22 protein-coding genes are annotated in these 25,243 nt (G+C 30.4%); 11 read left to right on the top strand and 11 right to left on the bottom strand.

What is annotated here, in order from left to right; translation table 11 throughout:
- Nucleotides 1-6: 6 nt before the first annotated feature.
- Nucleotides 7-336, bottom strand: a complete 330-nt coding sequence (locus tag Q0049_RS06025) for an iron-sulfur cluster assembly accessory protein (RefSeq protein WP_298117640.1) — start codon at nt 334-336, stop codon at nt 7-9.
- A gap of 166 nt (nt 337-502) precedes the next feature.
- On the opposite strand from Q0049_RS06025, the gene Q0049_RS06030 reads away from it, so the two are divergent.
- The 9 genes from Q0049_RS06030 to Q0049_RS06070 all read left to right on the top strand — a co-directional run bounded on the left by Q0049_RS06030 (nt 503) and on the right by Q0049_RS06070 (nt 10,044).
- Entirely contained in the window at nt 503-1,363 is an 861-nt protein-coding gene (locus Q0049_RS06030; RefSeq protein WP_298117642.1) for an MBL fold metallo-hydrolase, read from the top strand.
- 68 nt (nt 1,364-1,431) lie between these two features.
- Nucleotides 1,432-3,030, top strand: a complete 1,599-nt coding sequence (locus Q0049_RS06035; RefSeq protein WP_298117644.1) for a S8 family peptidase — start codon at nt 1,432-1,434, stop codon at nt 3,028-3,030.
- 64 nt (nt 3,031-3,094) lie between these two features.
- Nucleotides 3,095-4,975: a M1 family metallopeptidase gene (locus tag Q0049_RS06040; protein WP_298117646.1), complete on the top strand. Its 1,881-nt coding sequence runs from the start codon at nt 3,095-3,097 to the stop codon at nt 4,973-4,975.
- A gap of 85 nt (nt 4,976-5,060) precedes the next feature.
- The gene (locus tag Q0049_RS06045) at nt 5,061-5,465 is read left to right on the top strand and encodes a hypothetical protein (protein ID WP_298117648.1); all 405 of its coding nucleotides are present in this window, start codon (nt 5,061-5,063) and stop codon (nt 5,463-5,465) included.
- A gap of 8 nt (nt 5,466-5,473) precedes the next feature.
- A complete protein-coding gene (rnpA, locus tag Q0049_RS06050) occupies nt 5,474-5,854 on the top strand; it encodes a ribonuclease P protein component (protein ID WP_298117651.1) in 381 nt (126 codons plus the stop codon).
- Between the two features lie 40 nt (nt 5,855-5,894).
- Complete coding sequence (locus Q0049_RS06055; protein ID WP_298117653.1) at nt 5,895-6,764, top strand: DUF4349 domain-containing protein; 870 nt, start codon at nt 5,895-5,897, stop codon at nt 6,762-6,764.
- Nucleotides 6,757-8,391 carry a S41 family peptidase gene (locus tag Q0049_RS06060; protein WP_298117655.1) on the top strand — a complete coding sequence of 545 codons (1,635 nt, stop codon included), beginning with the start codon at nt 6,757-6,759 and terminating at the stop codon, nt 8,389-8,391. The genes Q0049_RS06055 and Q0049_RS06060 overlap by 8 nt, the downstream gene beginning before the upstream one ends.
- Nucleotide 8,392: 1 nt before the next feature.
- Nucleotides 8,393-9,208: an OmpA family protein gene (locus Q0049_RS06065; protein ID WP_298117657.1), complete on the top strand. Its 816-nt coding sequence runs from the start codon at nt 8,393-8,395 to the stop codon at nt 9,206-9,208.
- Nucleotides 9,208-10,044, top strand: a complete 837-nt coding sequence (locus Q0049_RS06070) for an OmpA family protein (RefSeq protein WP_298117659.1) — start codon at nt 9,208-9,210, stop codon at nt 10,042-10,044. Before Q0049_RS06065 ends, Q0049_RS06070 begins: the two co-directional genes overlap by 1 nt.
- On the opposite strand, the gene Q0049_RS06075 is transcribed toward Q0049_RS06070, so the two are convergent.
- The 6 genes from Q0049_RS06075 to Q0049_RS06100 form a co-directional block, all read right to left on the bottom strand.
- Entirely contained in the window at nt 10,041-10,490 is a 450-nt protein-coding gene (locus Q0049_RS06075) for a GNAT family N-acetyltransferase (RefSeq protein ID WP_298117661.1), read from the bottom strand. The genes Q0049_RS06070 and Q0049_RS06075 overlap by 4 nt on opposite strands.
- Before the next feature lies 1 nt (nt 10,491).
- Nucleotides 10,492-11,475, bottom strand: coding sequence for a DUF4837 family protein (locus Q0049_RS06080; RefSeq protein WP_298117663.1), 984 nt, complete (start codon nt 11,473-11,475; stop codon nt 10,492-10,494).
- A 199-nt stretch (nt 11,476-11,674) separates the two neighbouring features.
- Nucleotides 11,675-14,008, bottom strand: coding sequence for a LysM peptidoglycan-binding domain-containing protein (locus tag Q0049_RS06085; protein ID WP_298117665.1), 2,334 nt, complete (start codon nt 14,006-14,008; stop codon nt 11,675-11,677).
- A gap of 104 nt (nt 14,009-14,112) precedes the next feature.
- Nucleotides 14,113-15,300: a phosphoglycerate kinase gene (pgk, locus tag Q0049_RS06090; protein WP_298117667.1), complete on the bottom strand. Its 1,188-nt coding sequence runs from the start codon at nt 15,298-15,300 to the stop codon at nt 14,113-14,115.
- A gap of 72 nt (nt 15,301-15,372) precedes the next feature.
- Nucleotides 15,373-15,549, bottom strand: coding sequence for a hypothetical protein (locus Q0049_RS06095; protein WP_298117669.1), 177 nt, complete (start codon nt 15,547-15,549; stop codon nt 15,373-15,375).
- Nucleotides 15,539-17,341, bottom strand: a complete 1,803-nt coding sequence (locus tag Q0049_RS06100) for a hypothetical protein (RefSeq protein ID WP_298117671.1) — start codon at nt 17,339-17,341, stop codon at nt 15,539-15,541. Before Q0049_RS06100 ends, Q0049_RS06095 begins: the two co-directional genes overlap by 11 nt.
- A 236-nt stretch (nt 17,342-17,577) precedes the next feature.
- Between Q0049_RS06100 and Q0049_RS06105 the strand changes: the two genes are divergently transcribed.
- Together Q0049_RS06105 and Q0049_RS06110 are read left to right on the top strand one after the other, a co-directional pair.
- Entirely contained in the window at nt 17,578-18,726 is a 1,149-nt protein-coding gene (locus tag Q0049_RS06105; RefSeq protein WP_298117673.1) for a DNA polymerase III subunit delta', read from the top strand.
- Between the two features lie 58 nt (nt 18,727-18,784).
- Complete coding sequence (locus Q0049_RS06110) at nt 18,785-19,168, top strand: DoxX family protein (protein ID WP_298117675.1); 384 nt, start codon at nt 18,785-18,787, stop codon at nt 19,166-19,168.
- 3 nt (nt 19,169-19,171) lie between these two features.
- Here Q0049_RS06110 and Q0049_RS06115 read toward each other — a convergent pair whose 3' ends face one another.
- The 4 genes from Q0049_RS06115 to mnmG form a co-directional block, all read right to left on the bottom strand.
- Nucleotides 19,172-21,442, bottom strand: coding sequence for a helix-turn-helix domain-containing protein (locus Q0049_RS06115; protein ID WP_298117676.1), 2,271 nt, complete (start codon nt 21,440-21,442; stop codon nt 19,172-19,174).
- Nucleotides 21,443-21,541: 99 nt separating this feature from the next.
- Nucleotides 21,542-22,123, bottom strand: coding sequence for an OmpH family outer membrane protein (locus Q0049_RS06120; RefSeq protein WP_298117678.1), 582 nt, complete (start codon nt 22,121-22,123; stop codon nt 21,542-21,544).
- 274 nt (nt 22,124-22,397) lie between these two features.
- Entirely contained in the window at nt 22,398-23,234 is an 837-nt protein-coding gene (locus Q0049_RS06125) for a class I SAM-dependent methyltransferase (RefSeq protein ID WP_298117680.1), read from the bottom strand.
- Between the two features lie 124 nt (nt 23,235-23,358).
- Nucleotides 23,359-25,230 (bottom strand): tRNA uridine-5-carboxymethylaminomethyl(34) synthesis enzyme MnmG, encoded by a 1,872-nt coding sequence (mnmG, locus tag Q0049_RS06130; RefSeq protein WP_298117682.1) that lies wholly within the window; start codon nt 25,228-25,230, stop codon nt 23,359-23,361.
- Nucleotides 25,231-25,243: the final 13 nt, after the last annotated feature.

Genomic DNA, 25,243 nt, shown 5'->3' on the forward strand with positions numbered 1-25,243 from the left:
TTTTATCTAAAGTGAGAATGATTCTCCACAACCACAAGTTCTTGATGCGTTAGGATTATTGAATACAAATCCTTTTCCATTCAATCCGCCTGAAAATTCTAAAATAGTTCCTGCTAAATACAAAAACGATTTCTTCTCAACTGCGATTTTTACATTATTATCTTCAAAAACTTTGTCGTTTTCACCTAATTCTTTGTCAAATTTTAATTCATAAGATAAACCAGAACAACCACCACTTTTTACGCCTACTCTAACGTAATCTTTGGCAGCGTCAAAACCGTCATCTTTCATCATATCGATGATTTTTTTGCTTGCTGTGTCAGAAACTTTAATCATTGCTTATTTTGATTTTGTCTAAATTAAGCGCAAAGTTACTACAATTATCGATTTTATCAACAAACACTAACATTTTTATAACTAATGTTTTCATAGAAAAAATTGATTTTATCGTTTATCAAATCAACCTATTTAGTAAATTGCAACGTTTTAAAAAATAAAAATCATGAAACTTTACCCAATTGAAGCTGGTAATTTTAAATTAGATGGTGGAGCTATGTTTGGTGTAGTGCCAAAAACCATTTGGAATAAAACTAATCCTGCTGACGAAAAAAACCTCATTGATATTGCAGCTCGTTGTCTTTTAATTGAAGAAGGAAATCGGTTAATCCTTATTGATACTGGAATGGGAAACAAACAATCGGAGAAATTTTTTAGTTATTATTCGCTTTGGGGAAATCATTCGTTAGATAAGTCATTAGCTAAATATGGATTTCATCGTGATGATGTAACTGATGTTTTTATGTCGCATTTGCATTTTGATCATTGTGGTGGAAGCGTAAATTGGAACAAAGACAAAACAGGATATGAAGTTGCTTTCAAAAATGCTAAATTTTGGACCAATGAAAACCATTGGGAATGGGCAACCAAACCAAATCAGCGTGAAAAAGCTTCTTTTCTTTCAGAAAATATCATGCCGATGCATGAGAGCGGACAGTTAAATTTCATAAAAAGACCTGATAGTGATTTCTTAGAAAAGTCGGAACTTGATTTTGGAATTTTCTTTGTTGATGGACACACCGAAAAAATGATGATTCCGCATATTCAATACCAAGATAAAACAATCGTTTTTTGTGCCGATTTAATTCCAACAGCTGGTCATTTACCTTTGCCTTATGTCATGGGTTATGATACGCGACCACTTTTAACAATGCCCGAAAAATCAAAATTTTTAGAAAACTGTGCCGAAAACAACTTCTATTTATTACTAGAACACGATGCACATAACGAAATCATAACGGTAGAAAAAACAGAAAAAGGGATTCGATTGAAAGAAATTTTTAAATGTGAGGATATCTTAATCTAATGTTAAATAAAATATACCTTTGTAACTAAACTAAATACTTTTATACCAATTTTTTAAAAATAAAAATAATGAAATTAATAAAACCAATTTTTGTATCTGCTTTTGCTACACTTATCTTGTCAAGTTGTAATTCTGCATTAGCACCAATGGTAACAACAAATCCAGCTAATATTGATAAAACTCCATTAAAAACTACTCCATTAAAAGAAGAAGATTTGAAAAGATGGAGTCATTTAGATTTAGTGAAAGATACTATTCCAGGAATGAGTGTTGATAGAGCTTACGCTGAATTATTGAAAGGTAAAAAAGGAACAAAAGTAATTGTAAGTGTAATTGATTCTGGTGTAGATATTGACCACGAAGATTTGAAAGGTAAGATTTGGATAAACAAAAAAGAAATTGCCGGAAACAAAAAAGACGATGACAATAATGGATTCGTTGATGATGTAAACGGATGGAATTTCCTTGGCGAATCAACTGATGAAAATCTTGAATTGACACGTATTGTTAAAAAAGGTCCGTCTGATCCAAATTATACTGTTGCAAAAGCAGAACTTGATGCAAAATTAGCAGAAATGATGCAATACAAACCTCAAATGGATATGATTGCTAAAGCTGATAAAGAAATTAAAACTCATTTGAAAAAAGAAACATATACTATTGATGATTTGAAAAAAATTGTTACCACTGATGCTGCTTTAAATCAAAACAAAATGATAATGTTGAGCGTTGCGACACAAATTGGTCCAAATTTTCAAGAGGATATGAAAGGTCAAATAGATTATGTCTACGATCAAATTAACTATAACTTGAATGTAAATTTTGATGGAAGAAAAATAGTTGGAGACAATCCTGATGACATTAACGATAAAAAATATGGAAACGGAAATGTAAAAGGTCCAATCAGCGGTGACATTGAACACGGAACACACGTTTCTGGAATTATAGCTCAAGTTCGTGGAAATGGAAAAGGTGGCGATGGAGTTGCTCCAATTAATGTTGAAATCATGGCAATTAGAGCTGTTCCAAATGGTGATGAATATGATAAAGATATTGCTTTAGCTATTCGTTATGCTGTTGATAATGGAGCAAAAGTAATTAATGGAAGTTTTGGAAAAGATTATTCACCACATAAAGACTGGGTTTTTGAAGCAATTAAATATGCTGAAAGCAAAGATGTTTTAATAGTTCACGCAGCAGGAAATGATGGTAAAAACATTGATGTTGAACCAAATTTCCCAACCGATGAAGTAAATAATGTTGAATTTGCAACTAACTTCATTTCAATTGGTGCTATTGGGAAAGAATATGGTGTAAATATGGTAGCTGATTTCTCTAATTTTGGCTCATCAAATGTTGATATTTATGCTCCAGGAAAAGAAATTTATGCTACTGTTCCAAATAATAAATATAAATATGAACAAGGAACTTCAATGGCATCACCAAATGCTGCTGGTGTTGCTGCTATGATTCGTTCATATTACCCAAATCTAACAGCGCCACAAGTGAAAAAAATCCTTATGGATTCTGGAACGCCATTATCATCTCTTGAAGTGGTTTTAGGTGAGAAAAAAGAAAAACGTCCTTTTTCAAATGCATCTAAATCTGGAAGATTTGTAAACGCCTACAATGCTCTTTTGATGGCTGAACAACTGTCAAAAAAATAAAAAATAAACTGTTTACAAAATGGAAGGTTCGTTTGTTCCTTCCATTTTTTATTTAATAAATACTATGAGAAAATTACTTTTTTTATCAATTTCATTTTTATGTTTTTGCAATGTTTTTGCACAAAGTTCTACTTATTGGCAACAACATGTTGACTATAAAATGGAAGTTTCCATGGATGTAAAAACCTATATTTACAAAGGAAAACAAGAGCTTATTTACACAAATAATTCAAATGATACCTTAAAAAAAGTTTATTATCATTTATTCAACAATGCATTTCAACCAGGAAGTGAAATGGATATGCGATTGCAATCTATAAAAGATCCTGATGGCAGAATGTTTACCAAATTGAACAAAGATGATAAAGAAAAACAAAGCAGAATTGCTAATTTAAAACCAAATGAAATTGGGTATTTACATGTTACTAATTTTAAGCAAGATGGCGTTTCTGCAACTTCAAAAGAAATAGAAACCATTCTCGAGGTCGTTTTAAATCAACCGCTTTTACCAGGAAAATCTACTGTATTAACTTTAGATTTTGAAGGTCAAGTTCCTGTTCAAATTCGTCGTTCAGGAAGAAATAATAAAGAAGGTGTTGCTTTATCTATGAGTCAATGGTATCCAAAAATGGCCGAATTTGACTTTGAAGGTTGGCATGCTGATGCTTATATTTCTAGAGAGTTTCATGGCGTTTGGGGAAATTTTGATGTAAAAATTACTATCGATAAAAATTACGTACTTGGTGGTACAGGTTATCTTCAAAACCCAAACGAAATTGGATATAATTATCAAGAAAATGGTGTGAAAGTTGTTCTACCAAAAAAACAAAAAACACTTACATGGCATTTTAAAGCGCCAATGGTTCACGACTTTACTTGGGCTGCAGATAAAAATTATATTCATGATGTTGTAAAAACCGATTTTGGAACAACTTTGCATTTTTTGTACAAAAACAATACCGATATTGTTGAAAATTGGAAAGCTGCACAACAAAAAACAGTCGATTTAATGAAGTTTTATAACTCGTTTGTAGGTAAATATCCATACGAGCAATATTCAGTAATTCAAGGTGGCGATGGAGGAATGGAATATGCTATGTGTACACTAATTCTTGGCGAGGGAAAATTAGACGGTTTAGTTGGCGTAATTGCTCACGAAATGGGACATTCTTGGTTCCAACACATTCTTGCAAGTAATGAAAGTAAACACGGTTGGATTGATGAAGGTTTTACCACATTTATTGAAGATACGGCACTTTATGAATTATCTGATAAAAAAGGAGAAAATCCTATTCTTGGTTCGTATAAAGCATATACTAAATTGGTCGATTCAGGAAAAGAACAACCACTTTCTACACATGCTGATCGATTCGATGAAAACAGAAGTTATAGCGTTGCATCTTACATTAAAGGCGAGTTATTTTTGTCGCAATTAGAATATTTAATTGGACGTAAAAACCTTGAAAAAACCATTAAACGTTTCTATAATGAATTCAAGTTTAAACATCCAACGCCAAATGATATTAAAAGAACTGCTGAACGTGTTTCGGGCGCAATTTTAGATTGGTATTTAGTAGATTGGACGCAAACCACAAACACAATTGACTATGCCATTACAAATGTTGAAGGTGCAACCGATGGTGTTCAAAAAACAGGAGTTTCTTTAGAAAGAATTGGTAGAATGCCAATGCCAATTGAAGTTGAGGTTGAATATACTAATGGTACAAAAGAAAACTTTTACATTCCGTTGCGAATGATGAATTTTGAAAAAGAAAACCCAACACCAAATATTAAAAGAACAGTTTTGAAAGATTGGGCTTGGGGAAATCCGAAATACTTTTTTGAAATAGATAAAAGTAAAACTACCATCAAGAAAATAACCATTGACCAAAGCGGATTAATGGCTGATGTGAAAAGAGATAATAATGTTTATGAAATAAAGTAAATGAAAAAAAGCGTTCTCAAAAATAAGAGAACGTTTTTTTTGGAATAGAATTTGTAGTTTTACAACCTATTAAAATCAGAAACATATGAAAGCAATTCGATTCGTATTATTTTTCTTTTTGTTGAGTTTTTCGGCTATTTCAAATGCACAAGCCATTCGAATGAAAACAAGTTCAGTAAGCTACAGCGAGAAAAGTCAAACAGGAAAATGGTCAAATTGGTCAGAATTTGTTAAAGCAGATATCATCATTACCATCGACGGAAAAAAGAATAGAATTGTTGTAAATTCACCTGAATTACAAGTTTTTACTATAAAAGCTTATGGTGAAAAAATAGAAAACGATGACGAAAAAATTGTTCCTTTTGAATGTGTCGATCACAATGGTTCAAAATGTAATATTTTAGTAATTACTAGAAAAAAAGAAGATAACAGAATGCAATTTTACATCAACTATTCTGAAGTGAAATTTGTTTATAACATCTACAATTAAATCTTTTTATGGATTTTTCTTATCCGAAAAACGAAAAATTAAAAAGTAGAAAAACGATTGATTTACTTTTTACGGAAGGAAAATCGGTTTCGAAATTTCCATTGCGTTTAGTTTACATTCCTTTACAAGAATCGGATGAAAAAATAAAGTTTGGCGTTTCCGTTTCAAAAAAACATTTTAAAAAAGCTGTTGACAGGAACTATTTTAAAAGAGTTTTAAGAGAATGTTATCGATTGAATAAAAACCTCATCCTAGATAAAATCAATCAACCTTTTGCAGTAATGTTTTTTTATCAAACAAAAGACCGACTGAGTTATCAAGAAATCAATGAAAAAACAATTTTGCTTTTTGAAAAGTTCATTACGGCAATACATTCGGAACAACAATAATTTTATCATTGTAAACGTTTTATTGTTAAAATTCTTTATTATGAAAAATTACTTTTATTCATTGTTACTTGTTTTTTCAATTATAAGTTGTAAAAATGATGCTTCGTCTGAAGCATCTGAAGACAGATTTATGTCTGTTCAATTGCCTGCAAAAGAAATAAATTATAATGCTGTAGCAGTTGATTCTGCAGCAGTAGCTCTTGAAGAACCTTCATCAAATACTTCAGATGATGGATTGGATAAAATCAAACCACAAATAATTAAAAATGGTGATTTACGTTTTGAAACAGAAGATTTAGAAAAAACCTATGAAACTGTTCAAAATGCAGTTAAAAAAAATAGTGGAAATATTCAAAATGATAATGAAGGCAAGGATTATCAAACGCATTTTAGAAATTTAACAATTAGAATTCCTAGTAAAAATTTTGATGCTTTCATTAAAGAAATTTCAACTGGAGTAAACTATTTTGATAGAAAAGAAATTTCATCAGAAGATGTAACCGAGGAATATATTGATGTTGCAAGCAGAATAAAAACTAAAAAAGCATTAGAAGAACGTTACCTAGAACTACTTAAAAAAGCCACAAAAGTATCTGAAATGCTTGAAGTAGAAAGACAACTTTCAGAAATTAGAGAAGAAATAGAATCTAAAGAAGGACGATTAAAATATATTAAAAATAGAGTTTCAATGAGTACAATAACTCTTGAAATATATAAAACCGATGCAGAAAAAAGTGGTGCAACTGTATCATTTGGCTCAAAAATTGTTAATGCTATAAAATCAGGTTTCAATGCAATATCAACTTTCTTTATTTGGTTAATAGAAATTTGGCCTTTTATTGTTATTTTAGTAGCCATTATTTATTTCGTTAAAAAACGATTCAAGAAAAAAACACAAAAAGATGTTTAAATACTTAAAAAAAAGATATGTAATTCCTGTTCTTGCGAGCGGATTTTTCTTTGTTGCGGTTAGTTTTAAAAGCGATTTTTTTGAAATTGCTAAACAAATAGAAATTTTTACAACACTTTTTAAAACCGTTAATACTAATTATGTTGATGAGGTAAATCCTGCAGAATTAATGGATAAAGCCATCAAAAGTATGCTTGCCGATTTAGATCCATACACCAATTATTTCAATGAATATGATGTGGTGAAATTCAAAATCAATAATACTGGCGAATACACCGGAATTGGCGCAATGATTACTCGAAAAGAGGATAAACTAATCATCAAAGAACCATACAAAGGTTATCCTGCTGACAAAGCTGGACTAAAAGCTGGTGATGCTATTGTTCAAATTGGCGATGTATTACTTTCTGATTTTAAAGAAGATGCCTCACAACTAATGAAAGGTGCAAAAAACACTAAAGTTGAAGTAAAATATATTCGTCAAGGAAAAACATTAACGGCTCAAATTATTTTAGACGAAGTAGATATCAAAGCAGTTCCTTATTTTGCTAAAATTGACGATAAAACAGGTTATATTGTCCTGTCTGCCTTTAACAGAAAAACCACTCAAGAAATGAAGGAAGCACTTGAAGCATTAAAAGCTGATGGCGCGGAAAGAATTATTCTTGATTTAAGGGGAAATCCCGGAGGTTTATTGAATGAAGCGGTAAATGTTTGCAACCTTTTTGTGCCAAAGAACGAAGTCATTGTAACTACAAAATCTAAAAACGAAAAGTATAATAACGTTTATAAAACTACAAGAGAACCTGTCGATTTAGAAATTCCATTAGCCATTATTGTTGATGGAAAAAGTGCCTCTGCATCAGAGATTGTTTCTGGAGCTTTGCAAGATTTAGATAGAGCAGTTGTCATTGGAAGTAGAAGTTTTGGAAAAGGATTAGTGCAACGACCATTTGATATGACTTATGGAACACAAGTAAAAGTTACTATTTCAAGATATTACACACCATCTGGAAGATGTATTCAGGCATTAGATTATTCTAAAAAAGATAAAGACGGAAAAGCGATAAAAACAGATGCTTCAAAATATAATGCTTTCAAAACCAAAAAAGGAAGAACGGTTTATGATGGTGGTGGAATTTTACCCGATATTGAACTTGATGAAACAAAAACAAGTACGATTGCTCAAGCATTGCAAAAAAATGATGGAATTTTTAATTATGTAACTTACTATTATTATAAAAATCCAAACCTTGGCGATAAAATTCCAACAATTACTGATGCTGATTTTGCTGATTTTAAAGCTTTTTTAAAAAGAGAAAATATTTCATTTGATACTGAAACTGAAGTGGCATTAAAAACGACTTTAGAAAAAGCTCAAAAAGAAAAAATTGATGAAACCATTAGTGCTCAATATGAACAATTGATGGCTGCAATCAAAAAAAGTGAGGAAGTTCTTTTAGATAAAAATCAAAAAGAAATCAAGAAATTAATACTAGATGAAATTATTAAACGTTATCAATACAAAGAAGGATTGTATAAATATTATACAAAAAATAACGCCGAAATTATAAAAGCTACCTCTATTTTAGCTAATTCATCTGAATATAATAAAATTTTAAACTAAGATGTTTCGTATTATAAAGTTTACACTATTATTTTTCTGTGGGTTTATTTTTGCTCAAGAAGAAGCTGTTCATTCTGTTTATTTTGAATTTGATAAATACTCATTGGACGAAAAACAAGCAAAAGAAGTGGTTGATTTTATCAAAAATGCCGATTCTACTCGAATAGAATCCGTTGAGATTTTTGGATACACTGACGATATTGGCAAAGATGATTATAACTTTAAATTATCTACTAACAGAGCAACAACCATTCAAAATCAATTATTAGAAAATGGTATAAAAAACAAAATCATTGTTACTATTGAAGGAAAAGGTAGAATTTTAATTGATGATGATATTGTTGATAATCTTCCAGAAAAACGTTCGAAAAACCGAAGAGTTGATGTCGTTTTAAATTTAAAAGAATTACCAAAAATAGTTCTTCCTGGGTTTTATAATACCATTCAAAAAAACCATGTCGTAGGTGATCATGTTTATCTAGATAACATTCTTTTTGAAAAAGGAAGCAGCAAATTAACTTCTAAAGCTAAGGCTGAATTAGATAAAGTTGCATTACTTCTTGTTCGTTATAAAAACATACAATTTGAAATTCAAGGTCATGTTTGTTGCACGCCAAGAAATCAAAAAGAAGCTATTGACAAAGACACAAAAAAACGTCAACTTTCAACAAACAGAGCACAATCCGTTTACAAATATTTAGCTTTTAGAAGGGTTTTAAAAACAAGAATGACCTTTAAAGGTTATGGAAACACCGTTCCGCTAGGAAAAGATCCACAATATGACCGAAGAGTGGAATTAGTAATTACGAAGATTTAATGAAAAAAGTTATATGCTTTTATTTAATTATTTCTTCTTCATTGTTTGGACAAACAGCAAAATATTCATTAATAACTTATTTTGAAACCAACAAATCTGAACTATCGAATAGAGATATCGAAAAATTATCTGATTTTTTAATAATGCATTCTAATTGTGCAAAAAAAATATCGATTAATGGATTTTGTGATGATGTTGGAACCAAAGAGAGTAATTTAATCTTATCATCTGAAAGAGCAAAAAATGTATTTCAACTTGTAAAAAATAAATATCCCAAAGAAAAAATAAGTGTACGAGGAAATGGAGAAATTTCTTTGATATCAAACACTAATATTGAAGAACAAAGAGCAAACAACAGAAAGGTAATTTTTGAAATAGATTGTTCATTTGTTTCTGAAATAAAGGAAGCTGAAAACAGAATTATTGACAGCAACACTGTTAGATACAAAACACTCAGTGATAAGCTTGAAATAGGCGATAAAGTTATTATCAAAAAACTTCAATTTGAAGGTAGCAAAACCAAATTTGTAAATGAAGAAGAGGCGATTGCTGAGCTTGAACAAATTGTTGATTATTTAAAAAATAATCCAAACACAAATATTGAGATTCAAGGTCATGTTTGTTGTATAAAGAACAATAACAGTGATGCCTATGATAAAATTTCTGGGAAATTAAACTTATCTCACACTAGGGCTAAAAAAGTTTTTGATTATATAGTTTCAAAAGGAATTTTGGCAGAAAGAATGTCATATATGGGTTACGGCAGAAAATTTCCTATCCCAAACGGAAATGAGCCTGAAAATAAACGCGTTGAAATTTTGATTACAAAAATTTAATTTCTTTTCATTTCGATATGTGGAATGTCATCTTCAAGATACATTTCACTCGTTTGGATAAAACCATTGGTTTCATAGAATTTCTTTAAATACAATTGCGCCGAAATGGTTATTTTGCTTTCGCCAAAATACTTTTCAATACCTTCAATGGCGTTTTTCATCAAATCATGTCCAAATTTTTTATCTCTATAATCAAGATGAACAATTACTCTACCAATGGAAGCATTTTCAAAATAATCTGCTTTATTAAATAATCTTGCGTAAGCAACAATTTTTCCTTGAAACTCACCTAGTAAATGCAATGCTTTTTCGTCTTTACCGTCAATGTCTTGATAAACGCAATTTTGTTCCACTACAAAGACTAAAGAACGCAATTGCAATAAAGAATATAATTCAGCAGTAGAAAGTTCGTTAAATCGCTTTATTTTCCAAATTATAGTTTCCATTTTATTTCTTTTTCAAAAATTGAACCGATTTGATTATTGCTTCTAATTCAAACATTAAATCTCTTTTTTGTTTTGATGGCGCATAACAAAAACCCTCAATCATTAGAATTCTATTATTTGGCTTGTCAACAATGGCATAATTTATAAATGGTCCATTCATAAAATCGTGCAAAAGTTCCCAATTTCCTTTGGTTTCAAATGTTTCTCTCCCAAATATCTTAGTTTTTAAAAGATAAGGTGAAAAAGCAGGTTCCGTAATCATTCGCGTTTTTGCAACAGCACCATGAATGTATCTTGCTCCAACAGAATCTCTAATTTTTGTAATTCTGTTTATAATATTGTTATCATTTTTGATACTGCTTAATGGAACTTGATAGAAAATCAAACTCATGTTTCCGCTTGTGATTTCTTTTTTGTACCAAATAAATTTCTTGCCAATCATCACCATTCTATATCGCAATGGAATGTCAATTTTTATTTTAAAAGCATCTGTAATTTTTTGAGAATCGACTAATGAATCGGATTTGATTTTTTGTTGCAATACTTTAATTTCCGATTTTTTAATTTTGTCAACAATCAACGAATCATTTGCTTGAATGGTATCTAATAATTCCTGAACTGTTTTACCAGAAATGTGAACCACTGTTTGTGGTGAAGAATATTCGTTAGTTTCAATTCTAAACTGACTTTTAGCTTCTTTTTTTATGACAATAATATTTCTACTATTGGACATAAACCCTTCTAAAAGCTTTACTGGATATTGATTTAAAGAAAATATAGGTTCTTCTTGAGGTAAACCGATTACTGGCGATGCAAATTTATTTCTAACACTATCGCCAACTTCTCCATTCCAGAGTTGGTCGTCAATAATCACTGCAACTTCATTAGTTTTTCCCGATGTTTGAATTGTGGGATTGTCTTTTTTAGAATCGCAAGAAACTAGAAAAGAAAACACTAACGAAAATAAAAAAAGGGTTTTATTCATTTTGAAATAATACCAATTACAGATATAAAAATAGACAAAAAATGCGAAGTTATTTTTTTTCAAGGCAAATAAAAAAAATTATCTCATAGTAATTCTATGAAATAATTTTTTTATGCTGTTTTGGAAAAAAAGAACAAGTAGATTTGGCTATTATTTTTTGAAATTGGTATAATACCCAAATTTATTGAAGATTCTTGAATTATCCACCTATTTTTAATTTCATTCCGGGTTGGATATTTTCATCTTTAATTCCGTTCCATTTTTTTATGTCGGCAATCGTAACGCCAGGAAACTGTTTCGATATACTTGTAAGTGTATCGCCTCGTTTCACTTGATATAATTTTGCTTTTGCTTTTTTAGTAGTTTCGGCATAACTATCGTTTGATTTTTTAATGGTATTGTCTTCTTTACCAACAATCAATTTATCACCTTGTTTTATGTTAGTGTCTGACAAGTTATTTAATTCTAACAAATCATTAATAGTTGTATTATATTTTCTTGCAATAGTTCCTAAATATTCGCCTTTTCCAACAACATGTTCAATTATTTTACCTTCTGATTTTGAAGCAACTTGCTCAACATTTTCATTGGTTAAACCATCTTTTGAAACTATTAATTTTTCACCAACTACAACATTATAATCAGATAAATTATTCCATTGCTTTAAGTTTTCTACTGTTGTTTTGTAGTTTCTTGCAATGGCAGATAAGTTATCACCTTTTACAACAACATAAACATTTTCTTGTTTTTGAGTTGTATCAACTTTTACTTCTTTTTTAGTTTTAGAAACTTTGCTTTCAACAGCTACAACATCCTGATTTCTCTCTGTAATTGGTTGTTTAACCTCTTTTTTAACAGTCGTCGTAACTTTTTCGTTTTTAATAATTTTTAAATTATCACCAAGACCAATGTTGTTTCCTTTTAACTTATTCCATTTTTTTATATCAGCAACAGAAACATCATATTTTGAAGCAATTTCACCAAGAACATCACCTTTTTTGACTTTATGATATTTAGTTACATCTTTGTTTACAGTAACTTTTTCTGTTTTGAAAACTTTTTCAAATTTTGGTTCAGAAACTGCAACTTCTGTTGGTGTTTCTTTTACTGCTTTTGGAGCAACTGCTTCAGAAGTAGCTACGTCTTCGTTAGATTTATAAGCAATTTTTTCTGTAGAAAGAATTTTTAAATTTCTTCCAAGTGGTGCGGTATTGCCTTTTAAGTTGTTCCAATCTTTAATATCTGAAATTGTAACATTGTATTTATCTGCAATTTTGCTTAAATTATCTCCTTTTCTAACCTTATGGTATTTTGTTCTAGTGGTAAAATCACTATTTGTTGTAGCAACACTTGAAGTGTCTTTGACTTTTGCTACAGCAATTCTTTCATAAGGTTTTTCTCTTTTGCTTGCTTCATAATCGATATAGGCATAAACTTTATCTTCGTTTGAAGTAAAAATTGCAATTTTATCTTTTGGCAATCTCAAGAAATTTTTCTCTCCTGAAATTGCTGGAATTTCATTTCTTTTATACGAAGGATTAAAAAACTGCAATTCTGCGACCGGAACATCAAGCAAACTAGAAATTTGTTTGAAAGTCATGTGTTTTTTAATCATTATTGTATCTGTAGCAAAATGATTTGCCACTGCTTTATTTGGAACAATGCCATGTTCTTTATGGTATTCAAAAATATACATTGTAGCAAGGAAAGCAGGTAAATATCCTTGTGTTTCCTTTGGAAGATTTTTTCTAATATTCCAATAATTTTGTTGACCGCCAGAACGTCGAATGGCTTTTGCAACATTTCCTGGACCAGAATTGTATGATGCTAAAACCAAATCCCAATCGCCAAAAATTTTATACATATTTTGCATATATTTTGACGCTGCTTGGCTCGCTTTTAAAGGATCACTTCTTTCGTCAACGTAAGATGTAATATTTAATCCGTACTGTTTTCCTGTTTGATACATAAATTGCCACAATCCAGTAGCGCCAACGCGTGAAACGGCTAACGGATTCAATGCTGATTCAACAACAGCAAGATATTTTATTTCTAAAGGAATATTGTTCTTTGCTAATTCTTCTTCAAAAATTGGGAAATAGAATTGGGAAATTCCCATCAATCTTTCAAAACCTTTCTTTCTGTTTTTTAAAAAAGATTTAATAACATTCTCTAAACCAATATTGTATTCAATATTAAACGGTGATTTTTCATCTAAAAGTTTCAATCGTTCTTTCAATAAATCAGTAGGAAGTTCATATTCTACAGTTTTATCAACATCTACGTTTTTAATATCTTCAAGCAAAGTGCTATAAACATCAAGAGAAACTAATTCTTTCATCCATAGACTATCAATACAACTTGCCATTTCATCATGAACAAAAGTGGCTTTTATCGAATCTAAGTACGAAATTTTAATTTCAGCTTTCGGTTCTGTTTTCACAATGGAATCCTGCTGTGAAGTTACTTCTTGTCCGAAAACGGAAGCCGAAGCAACTAAAAGAAACGTTGTGATTTTATTTTTTATATTCATATATATTCTTTTCTCAATAATTTATTAGTCAGCATTTTATGCTAAATTGCAAACTTACAATTGGATAACGTAAAATTCTGTTTAATTATTGTTAAATTCTGTTTTTAGTCTAAAATTGCTTGAATTCCAGGTAAAACTTTACCTTCAAGCATTTCTAACATTGCTCCACCACCAGTTGAAACATAACTCATTCTGTCTTCTAAACCAAATTGTTTCACTGCCGAAACAGAGTCGCCACCACCAACAAGTGAAAAAGCTCCGTTTTCAGTAGATTCTGCGATATATTCACCTAATGTGATTGTTCCATGAGCAAATTTTTCCATTTCAAAAACACCTAATGGTCCATTCCAAAGAATTGTTTTTGAATCCATTATGATTTTTTTAAAGTTTTCTAACGATTTTGGTCCAGCATCAAGTCCTTGCCATCCATCAGGAATTTCGCGAACATCAACGATTTGAGTTTCCGCATCGTTTGAAAAAGCATTTGCAGCTACAACATCAACAGGAATGTGGATGTGAACATTTTTTTGTTTTGCTTTATGAAGAATCTCAATTGCTAAATCCAATTTATCGTCTTCACAAATCGAATCACCAATTTTTCCGCCAAGTGCTTTAATGAATGTAAAAGTCATTCCTCCACCAATAATCATGTGATCTACTTTGTCTAAAATGTTTTCTATTACAGTAATTTTTGAAGAAACTTTTGATCCACCAAGTACCGCTGTTACAGGTTTTACAGAATTATTTAAAACTCTATTTAAACTATCTATTTCTTTAGCTAAAAGTAGTCCGAAGCATTTTTCGTTTGGAAAAAATTGTGCAATTATTGTGGTTGAAGCATGAGCTCTGTGTGCTGTTCCAAAAGCATCATTTACATAAATATCTCCAAGTGAAGCTAGTTCTTTTGCAAAAGCAACATCGCCTGCTTCTTCTTCAGCATAAAATCGTAAGTTTTCAAGAAGTAAAACTTGCCCTGGTTTTAAATTTGCAGCAGCAGTTTGTGCAACTTCACCACAACAATCTGAAGCAAAAAGAACTTCTTTACCCAATACGGCTGAAACGGTTGAAACGATATGTTGTAATGAATATTTATCTTCTTTGCCTTTTGGTCTTCCAAGATGAGACATCAAAATTACACTTCCACCGTCAGCAAGAATTTTATCAATGGTAGGTTTAGCCGCTTCGATTCTATTGGCGTCAGTTACATTGAAATTTTCATCTAATGGAACATTAAAATCTACTCTTATTATTGCTTTTTTGTTGTTGAAGTTGAAGTCGTTTAGGGTTTTCATCTAATTTGAAGTATTAATTGATATTAATCTGCAAATATAGTTATTTTGTTTTTTATCAAAAAACGACAAAAATTAAGTCTTTTTTCTGTCAAAGAATTTTTTTGGCTTTTCCGATGCAGGAACAGTTCTGAATCCGTTTTTTGTATAAATAAAACCACCTATTTCAATTCCGTGAAATAGTGATGGAAACATGTTTTTTTTATGTTTTATTGACTTAATGGTTCCGTGAAATAATACACTAATAATCATTGTTTGTAAGTTGTGAATTGTTGTTCTTTTTGTTTACTGATAAAATCCAAATTTGTTCTTGGTATGTATTGTTAAGCTTAGATTGATAAAGATTTATTGCTTCATTTTCATCATCTGTTTTTGAAATATAGACATAACGAAAATTGTTTGCTTTGTTTATAAAATAATTTGCGTTAATACCTTTGTCTTTCAAATATTTAATAAAATTTGTTGCGTTGTAAGGTTTTTCAAAAACGTTTGCCACTATATAATATCCTTTTTCTAAATCATCAACAGCAATATCTAAAATTTCAATTTTTGCAATTTCGGAATCTTTATTTTTGTTTCTTCTTTCTTTTTTAAGCTGTTTTAATCTTGATTTTTCAGCGTCGGCAAGCATTTTTTGTTTCTCTTTTTCAGCTTTTTCAAGCGCTTTTTTCAATTTCTTTTCCTCCTTTTTTTGAAGTGCTAATAGTTTCTTTTCTTCTTTAGCTTTTGCCTTTTCATTTTCTTTTACTTCTTTTTCATTAAACGCAATGCTTTCTTTTTCTGTAATTTGTTCTTCTTTTTTGATTTCCTTTTGTGTAGTTACTTTTTCTATTTTAGAGATTACTACTTCTTTAGATTCAATTTTAGAGGAAACTATCAAATCTTTATTTGCTTTTTTAAGTTTTACAGCTTCTTCTGTAACTTCAACATTGAAAGCAGTAAAAAACATCATATATCTATCTCCAGATGATTTTAATCGAAGTGTTGCTTCGTTTGAATTATTTCCTATAACTGCGTTGTTTTCATTAGGAATTGTAATCAAACAGGTGTCATATCCTAATGTGTTTTTACTGTCAGGAATTCGTTTTGTAAAGAATTTATCCTCAATTGTTATTGAACTATTGAAAAAATTATTTGTCTTTCTGATAGCATTTGTCAACGGAATAAAATCTCTAATATTTCCTGTTGTGTTGAATAATAATTGATCACCCATCATGTTACTGTCGCCTTCAAGAGCTGCACACGCAATTTTTGCATTTACATTACCTTTCGGAAGTGTTTCAAATCCATTGAAAAGAATATCTGTTGAACGATCTGTTACTGAAGCAAATCCATCAAAACTTGTTATGAATTTTCCTGACATTTTTTCGTCTTCATAAACAAAAAACAAAGTCCATCCTGATGCAACTCCACCACTTATCATTCCTTGTGTTGCTTTAATGTTTGCAACAGTATATATTCCTGAAGGGGTTTTTAATTCTTTTACAAACTTTGTTACATCCGCATAAACCACATATGGTGCAAACTCCTTTAGTTCTTTATCTTTGATACCATCATAAAGAATTTCTCCAATAATTGGTATGTAATTTTCTTGATTAGGAAGTTTTATTTTTACTTCGTTAAAAGATTCTCTCTCTTTATCATCAGCAACAAATTTTCCTTGTTTCTTTTGATAACCACTATTATATTTGTACGTAGCAGACCAATAAAGTCCTGCGTAAACTATTTTCTTATTTTTACTATTTTCAAGTATTAACTCGGCACTACTGGAGGAAAATGTGGAGTTATCGTCATCAATATCAATATACTGCATCGTAAATTCGTCATTTAATTGAGCCGAACTTGTTTGATTATAATAGGCAACATTTGCCGAATTACTAATGTCAACTCTATTAGTATTGTTGTTCGCAATTACTGACATATCGCCTTTTACAAAATCCTGAAATCGCATTTTAAAAGGAACTGAAAGTTGTGCAAAACAATTATTATTGAAAAAAATTACAACCAAAATAAAAGTTGAAAATTTAATAACTTTAGTATTCATTGTTTGTTCGTTTTTTAATGTTTTTAGAAATAGTAAACTGACTTTCATATTGATTACAGATTTCAAAAATAAAATTAAATATCGATTAAAAGCATATTTCATCGATAAAATGCATTTTAAAGCAATTATCACATCTTTTTTCTTATGAAATATATTTTTTTGTATAAAAAAACTTACATGAAATATTTTGAACATTAAAAATCATTAATAATTTTTCTTTGCCTTATATTTGTCTTATGCAATTTTCAGAAATACTAGGTCACGAACACATAAAAAATCATTTGATTTTAAGTGCAAGCAAAGGAAGAATTCCTCATGCACAATTATTCATTGGTCCTGAAGGCTGTGGCACTTTACCAATGGCTATTGCTTATGCTCAATATATTGTTTGTCAAAATACCGGTAACGAAAATTGTGGAGAAAACGAAGCTTGCAATATTAAATTTGAAAATTTAGCTCATCCAGATTTGCATTTTGTTTATCCAACTGTGACTACTGAAGATGTAAAATCTAAACCTAAAAGCATTGATTTTATTCAAGATTGGCGACAATTTATAAGCGAAAATCCTTATGGAGAATTGTCAGACTGGTATAAAGTTCTGGGTGTAAACAACAAACAAGGAGAAATTCGTGTTGATGATGCTCAAGAAATTTTAAAATCTTTATCACTTAAATCTTTAGAAGGAAGTTATAAAATAATGATTATTTGGATGGCCGATAAAATGAATATTGCGGCTTCCAATAAGCTATTAAAACTTCTTGAAGAACCAACAGATAAAACGGTTTTTATTTTGATTTCTGAAAATGAGGAAGACATAATTCAAACTATACGTTCCCGTTGTCAAGTACTTCATTTTAATGGTTTACCAGAAAATGTAATTACTGAAGCATTAGTTTCACGTGAAAAAGTTGAAGAAAAATTGGCTTTTAAAATTGCACATCAATCTCAAGGAAATTATAATAAAGCATTACATATTTTGAAAGAAGATAATGATGAATTGCCTTTTGAAAAATGGTTTGTAGATTGGGTTCGAGCAGCTTTTAGAGCAAAAGGAAATGCTGCTGCTATTCAAGATTTAATTGCTTGGAGTGATCAAATTGCCAGTTTGGGTCGAGAAGCTCAAAAGAAATTTTTAAATTATTGCATTGATATGTTTCGTCAAGCTTTATTACTTAATTATCAAGCAGATAAATTAGTTTACATGGAACCAACTGTTGACAAATTTAAATTAGAAAACTTTGCGCCCTTTGTAAATGGAAATAATATCTCTGAAATTTTCAAAGAACTTTCTGATGCAACCTACCATATTGAACGCAATGGAAATGCTAAAATAATTTTAACCGATTTGTCCATAAAATTAACTCGTTTAATTCATAAAAAATAAGTGTTTTCTCAACAAATTTGTTTATCTTTAATTGTTACTAATATTTAATAAAATTACAATGAACAATACAGCATCGGTTTTAGTGTTAGTTTTTTTGGCAATAACTTTTATCATGTCTGCCCATGACAAAATTTTTCATTGGAATGATAATATGTCATGGATGAAACCTCATTTTGAAAAAACCATTATGAAAAATTATGTTCCACAAGCAACAGGAATCTTACTTTTCTTTGAATTAATTGCCGGAATTTCAAGCGTTGTAGGAGTTGTTGAACTCTACATTAATGGCGGAAGAATGTTTGGTTTTTACGGATGTGTTTTTTCATGTATTTCACTTTTGATGATGCTTTTTGGTCAACGATTAGCTAAAGAATATGATGGTGCTCGTACGATTGCTATTTATTTTGTTCCAGCAATATTAGGTGTGTATTGGTTGAGCTAAATTCTAAACGTTCAAGCTTGCTTTAAACATTCTTAACTCTTCCCAAGAAAAATCATCACCAAGTTGTTCTTTCATTGGTGTTAGTGATTCTTCTTTGTATCCATAAAATGCTTTTGTTAATGCTTCTATTTTATCTTCAGGCATGACGTCATCTATTCTAACTGCTTCGTCTTGAATTAGTTTTGTAAAATGTGATAAAATTGTATTGACCGTTAACTTTCTCAAATTAGCAATTTCTTCTATTGAATTTTTTTCTACCCAAAGCTCGTAAGTAATCTGTGTAGTAGCTTTTTTTGGTGTTTTTTCTGCTTTCTTTTTCTTAGGTTCGTAATAGCTTACCTCTTCTTTGTCTTCTATCAAATTTTGATTGTTTCGTTTAAAATCTTCAACTACTTTATCAATCATTTTTAACTTATAGTTCTTTATTTCTGAAGAATTTAAATTAGATTTTGTAATGGTTTTTCTACTGATAATAGTTTCCATGAGCAACTTAGCTTTCATTAATTGCATGACAGCTTTGGTTTGCAAATCTTCTAAATCAAGCAATTCATCGTAAAATTGTTTTACCTGCTTTATCCTTTTAACTTCTTCAATTTTATACAAAACTTCGTATTCTAATTTGTCTAATTTTTCGAAAAAATAATTGTAAGCTGCAAGAATTCTTTCATTAATAAACTGATAATCTGCATTTTCTTGAAAAAATAATTTATTCAGTTGTGACATAAATTTTGAAGCGGGTTCAATTAATGAATCACAACGTTCAAGTTGCTCTGTTGCCCAATGCGCATGTTTTGCCTTAGCGGATTTATCACTTTCTAGATAACTAAACTTATGATTGCGCCATTGTTGTGCTAAATCAGCCCAATCAAAACTATTAATCAAATAGTTACGAATGAAATTTTTTGTGTCTCTTTGCAAAGTTGTTTCAAGAAGTTCTTCTGTTGCTTTGTTCAAAGAATAATCCATGACATCTTGATCGTTAGAAATGCCGTTCATTTGCAAAGGAGAAAGCAAAATTAAGCCGTTTAAAGAACGTAAACGCGAAAGCGCAACATAAGCTTGTCCTGGAAGAAAAACTTGCGAAACATCGAGCGCTGCTTTATCAAAAGTTAATCCTTGACTTTTATGAACGGTAATTGCCCAAGCTAATTTTATAGGATAATGAACAAATGTTCCTAGAACTTCTTCTTCAATTTCCTTAGTATTTTCATTTACCGAATATCTAATGTTTTGCCATTCATATTTTTCAACCTCAATGGTCGTATTTTCATCAGGAAAATGCACCAAAATTTCTTTATCTGAAAGCGATTTTACAATTCCCATTTTACCATTGAAAAATCGCTTTTCAAACGCCAGATCATTTTTAATAAACATTACTTGAGCGCCAATTTTTAATTCTAAATTTTCTTCCAAAGGATAAATTTTATCTGGAAAATCATCTGTAATTTCGGCTTTATAAACTCTTTTTATTCCTTCTAAATCCTCAAGCGATTGTTGGTTAATGCTATCTGCTTTGTTGTTGTGTGTTGTTAAAGTGATGTATCCTTTATTTGCTTTCAAATCGAAATTAGGTTGTACAAATTGATTTAAAACTTGAACATCATTTTGTGTTATTTTGTTATTTCTCAAATTGTTAAGAACCGAAATAAATTGCTCATCTGTTTGACGAAAAATTTTAGACAACTCAATATACAATGGTGGATTTTGTTCTATTACATGCGAATGAAAAAAGAATTTACCTTTGTAATAATTTCTTAAAGTTCGCCATTCTTCATCACGAACCACAGGTGGAAGTTGTAATAAATCTCCTATAAATAAAACTTGAACACCTCCAAATGGGCTATTTTTTTTTCTGACCGATTGTAACATAAAGTCCATAGCATCTAGCAAATCAGATCGTAACATACTGACTTCATCAATGATAAGTAACTCCATATTATTAATTACGGCTTTCTTTATTCCACTCATTCTGAAGTGTCTACGCAAAGTTGCGCGTGTTTCAAACTTAGAATTTTCGTTAAATTGCGCAACAGAGTTATCGGGAATGAATCCACCAAAAGGCAATTGAAACATGGAATGGATAGTAACGCCACCAGCATTTAAAGCAGCAATACCTGTTGGAGCAACAACAACACAATTTTTGTGCGTTGTTTGAATAATTTCCTTAAGAAGAGTGGTTTTTCCTGTTCCTGCTTTTCCAGTTAGAAAAACGGAACGATTGGTTTGATTGATAAATTGCAAAACGTATTTTGCTTCAGCTGATATAAATTCCATTGGCGTATATTTTAGATAGCAAATATAAAATATTGTCAATCAATTACAAAGAAAAAACGCCTTCGGTTAGAAAGGCGTTTGATTATTATAAAAAGAAAATTACTTTTTAGCTTCTTCCTTTTTAGTTGTAGTTTTTTCTTCATTTTTAGCTTCCGATTTGTATTTATCGTTTACTAACTTGATTAATTCTTTAGTGATATCATAGCTTTCTTTTGCATATAAAACAGTTGCTGCTTCACCTGTACCGAAAACATAATCGTAACCTTTATCTTTTCCAAATTCTTTAAAAATTCTTTTATATTTTGTTACTAAACTGTCCATTTCAACGCCACTTTCACCTTGTAATTGTTGTAACATTCCTTGTTGTGCATACTGCAATTGTTGCTCTCTTTGTTGTAATTCTGCTCCTTTTTGTTGTGCCCATGCTTGACCATTTGCCATTGCATTTTTCTTAAAATTTGCAGCTTCATTTTCAAATTTTGCAGCTTCAGCTTTCAACTCTGCACCCATTTCTTCAGCTTTTGATTTGTATTTTTCTTCGATATCTTTAGCTTCTGTACTTTCTTCCATTAATTTAGAAGTGTCAACATAAGCTGTTTTAAACTCTTTTGTAGTTCCTGTTTGGTTACAAGAAATTATTGAAACTGAAAGTGCAAGAATTGCGATTATTTTTTTACTCATGATTTTATTGACTTTAATTGGATTTTGTAAATCTTAGATTTAATTTTTTATTGATTTTTTAATATTTGCCAAAAGTATAAAATTTTAATGGGAAAAGGTAAAAAGTTATAAAATTGACGTTTTTTACTTCTATAATTGATTGTTATTGTATCAAAAATACAAATAAGATTTATCTATTAAAATCGACCTTTATAAATTCGATTTAAGAAAGGTTCTTTTTTTGGTAATATTCTTTTGTGTTTATACTTATTTTGATTAAAATTTCGCTTTTATTTTAGTTTTTAGCGTTTTTTAGAACATAAATATGCGATGAATACTCTGAATTTTTACTTCCGTAGCGATTTGACTTCCATCCGATGAAAAAAGCTTTGATATAATTCATTTTTCCTGTTTTATATTTTTCTGAAAGTAAGCTAACATAAAAACTGTCAAATTTCATTGGAAGCACTTTTACTAACTCTAAATTTTCTACAGCAAATAATTTTTTAATCGCAGTTTTTGAAAAATGCCATAAGTGAATTGGCACATCAAATGCTGCCCAAAACTTTCCGTAATAATTAGCATCAAAGGAATTGAAATTTGGAACTGCAATAATAATTGTCCCATTTGGTTTTATTAAACGTTTTAATTCTTTGATTTGATTTTCTAAATCTGGAACATGTTCTAAAACATGCCACATAGTAATTATATCAAATGAATGATCTTCAAGTTCTGATTGATTTTCTACAAATGACACGCCTTTACCTTTTGCAATAGTTTTAGCTTTTTCACTTGGTTCAATTCCGACAGTTTGCCAACCATCATTTTTACAAACCGATAAAAAATCGCCAACTCCTGCTCCAATGTCTAAAATTCGTCCTTTTGCAGATTGTGAATTAATTAATTTTAATTTATTCTTTAAAGCAATTCCTTTTACAAATTGATACATTTTTTCAAACAACGATTTGTTTCCATCGGTATGAGAAATATAATCTACACTTTCATAATAACTAGGAAGTTTTTCTAACGAAGGTTGCGGATTCGTAATCAACATATCTAGTTCTTCGTTGTGAAGTAAATCGAACGTTTCTTTTGAAACAGAATAATCTATTACTTTTAAAAAGTGTTTCATTTATGAAATATGAATTAAAAATTATGAATTACGAATTAAAGTAATTCTAAAAATTGATAAATTATCAACAAAAACAATACCTGAAAAGGTAAGTTTCACGTGGAACATAATACTATTTGATGTTTTATCTTCCAAGATGAATTAGCAAAACCGAAATATCGCTAGGTGAAACGCCGCTTATCCTTGATGCTTGTGAAATGGTAACCGGTTTAATTTTTGATAATTTTTGTTTTGCTTCAATAGACATTGACTTAATTTGATTGTAATCAAAATCAGTTGGGATTTTGAAATTTTCTAATCTTGTCATTTTTTCTGCATTATTTCTTTCCTTATCAATATATCCAGAATATTTAACGTGAATTTCTGCTTGCTCTAAAATTTCTCTGTCGAGATTATTTGCTTCAGCGTAATCTCTTACTTTATCAAATTTTAAAAAATCTTCCAATTCCAATTGTGGACGTGTAAAAATCTTAAACATCTTATCGGATTGAACAATTGGAGAACTTCCTTTTTCTTCTAATACAGGATTTGCTTCTGCTGTCGTCAAACTTGTTTCTTTAAAAAAATTCACCATTTTATCTGAAGCTTCAAATTTTTCTTCCATTCTACGAAGACGTTTCTCTGAAGCTAAACCAATTTCATATCCTTTTGGTGTTAATCTGAAATCGGCATTATCCTGACGCAATAGCGTTCTGAATTCGGCACGTGAAGTAAACATTCTATATGGTTCTTCTGTTCCTTTAGTAATTAAGTCGTCAATTAAAACACCAATGTAGGCTTCATCTCTTTTTAAAATCAACGGATCTTTTTCTTGAACTTTTAAAGCTGCATTGATTCCTGCCATTAATCCTTGAGATGCCGCTTCTTCATAACCAGTTGTACCGTTAATTTGACCTGCAAAATATAAACCTTCAACCAACTTGGTTTCTAACGTATGCTTTAATTGTGTAGGTGGAAAATAATCATATTCGATAGCATATCCTGGACGGAAAAACTTAACTTTTTCAAAACCTTCAACAGAACGTAATGCTTTAAATTGTATATCTTCTGGTAACGAAGTAGAAAATCCGTTGACGTAAACTTCAACAGTATCCCATCCTTCTGGTTCAATAAACAATTGATGTCTTTCTTTATCAGCAAAACGATTTATTTTATCTTCAATTGACGGACAATATCTTGGACCAAGTGATTTGATTCTACCATTAAACATTGGAGAGCGATCAAAACCTTCACGAAGAATATCATGTACGTTCAAAGAAGTGTATGTCATATGACACAATCTTTGATGAGTTAAGGGTTTGGTTTCATCTGAATAAGAAAATTTATCAGGACGTTCGTCACCAGGTTCTTCTCTCATTTTGGAATAATCTAAAGAACGTCCATCAACTCTTGGTGGTGTTCCTGTTTTCATTCTTCCTGATTCAAAACCAACTTTAATTAAATCCTCAGTAATTCCATATGCGGCACTTTCTCCTGCTCTTCCGCCACCAAATTGTTTATCACCAATGTGTATTAAACCATTAAGAAAAGTTCCATTAGTAAGCACTACGGTTTTAGCTTTAATCTCAATACCTAAAGAAGTTTTTATTCCTTCAATTTTGCCATTTGAAATACTTAAACCCGAAACCATTTCTTGATAAAAATCAACATTAGGTGTTCGCTCTAACATTAAACGCCACTCTTCAGAAAAACGCATTCTGTCAGATTGAACTCTTGGTGACCACATTGCTGGACCTTTTGATTTATTCAACATTTTAAATTGAATAGCGGTTTTATCAGACACAATTCCTGAATAACCTCCAAGCGCATCGATTTCACGAACAATTTGACCTTTTGCAATTCCACCCATTGCAGGATTACAAGACATCTGTGCAATATTCTGCAAACTCATCGTGACCAACAAAGTAGAGCAACCTAAATTTGCGGCAGCAGCAGCAGCTTCACATCCAGCATGACCAGCACCAACAACTATAACATCATATTTTTCTAAAAACATTTCTTATTTTATT

Source organism: Flavobacterium sp. (assembly GCF_027484205.1).
In the GTDB taxonomy this organism is placed as follows: Bacteria; Bacteroidota; Bacteroidia; order Flavobacteriales; family Flavobacteriaceae; genus Flavobacterium.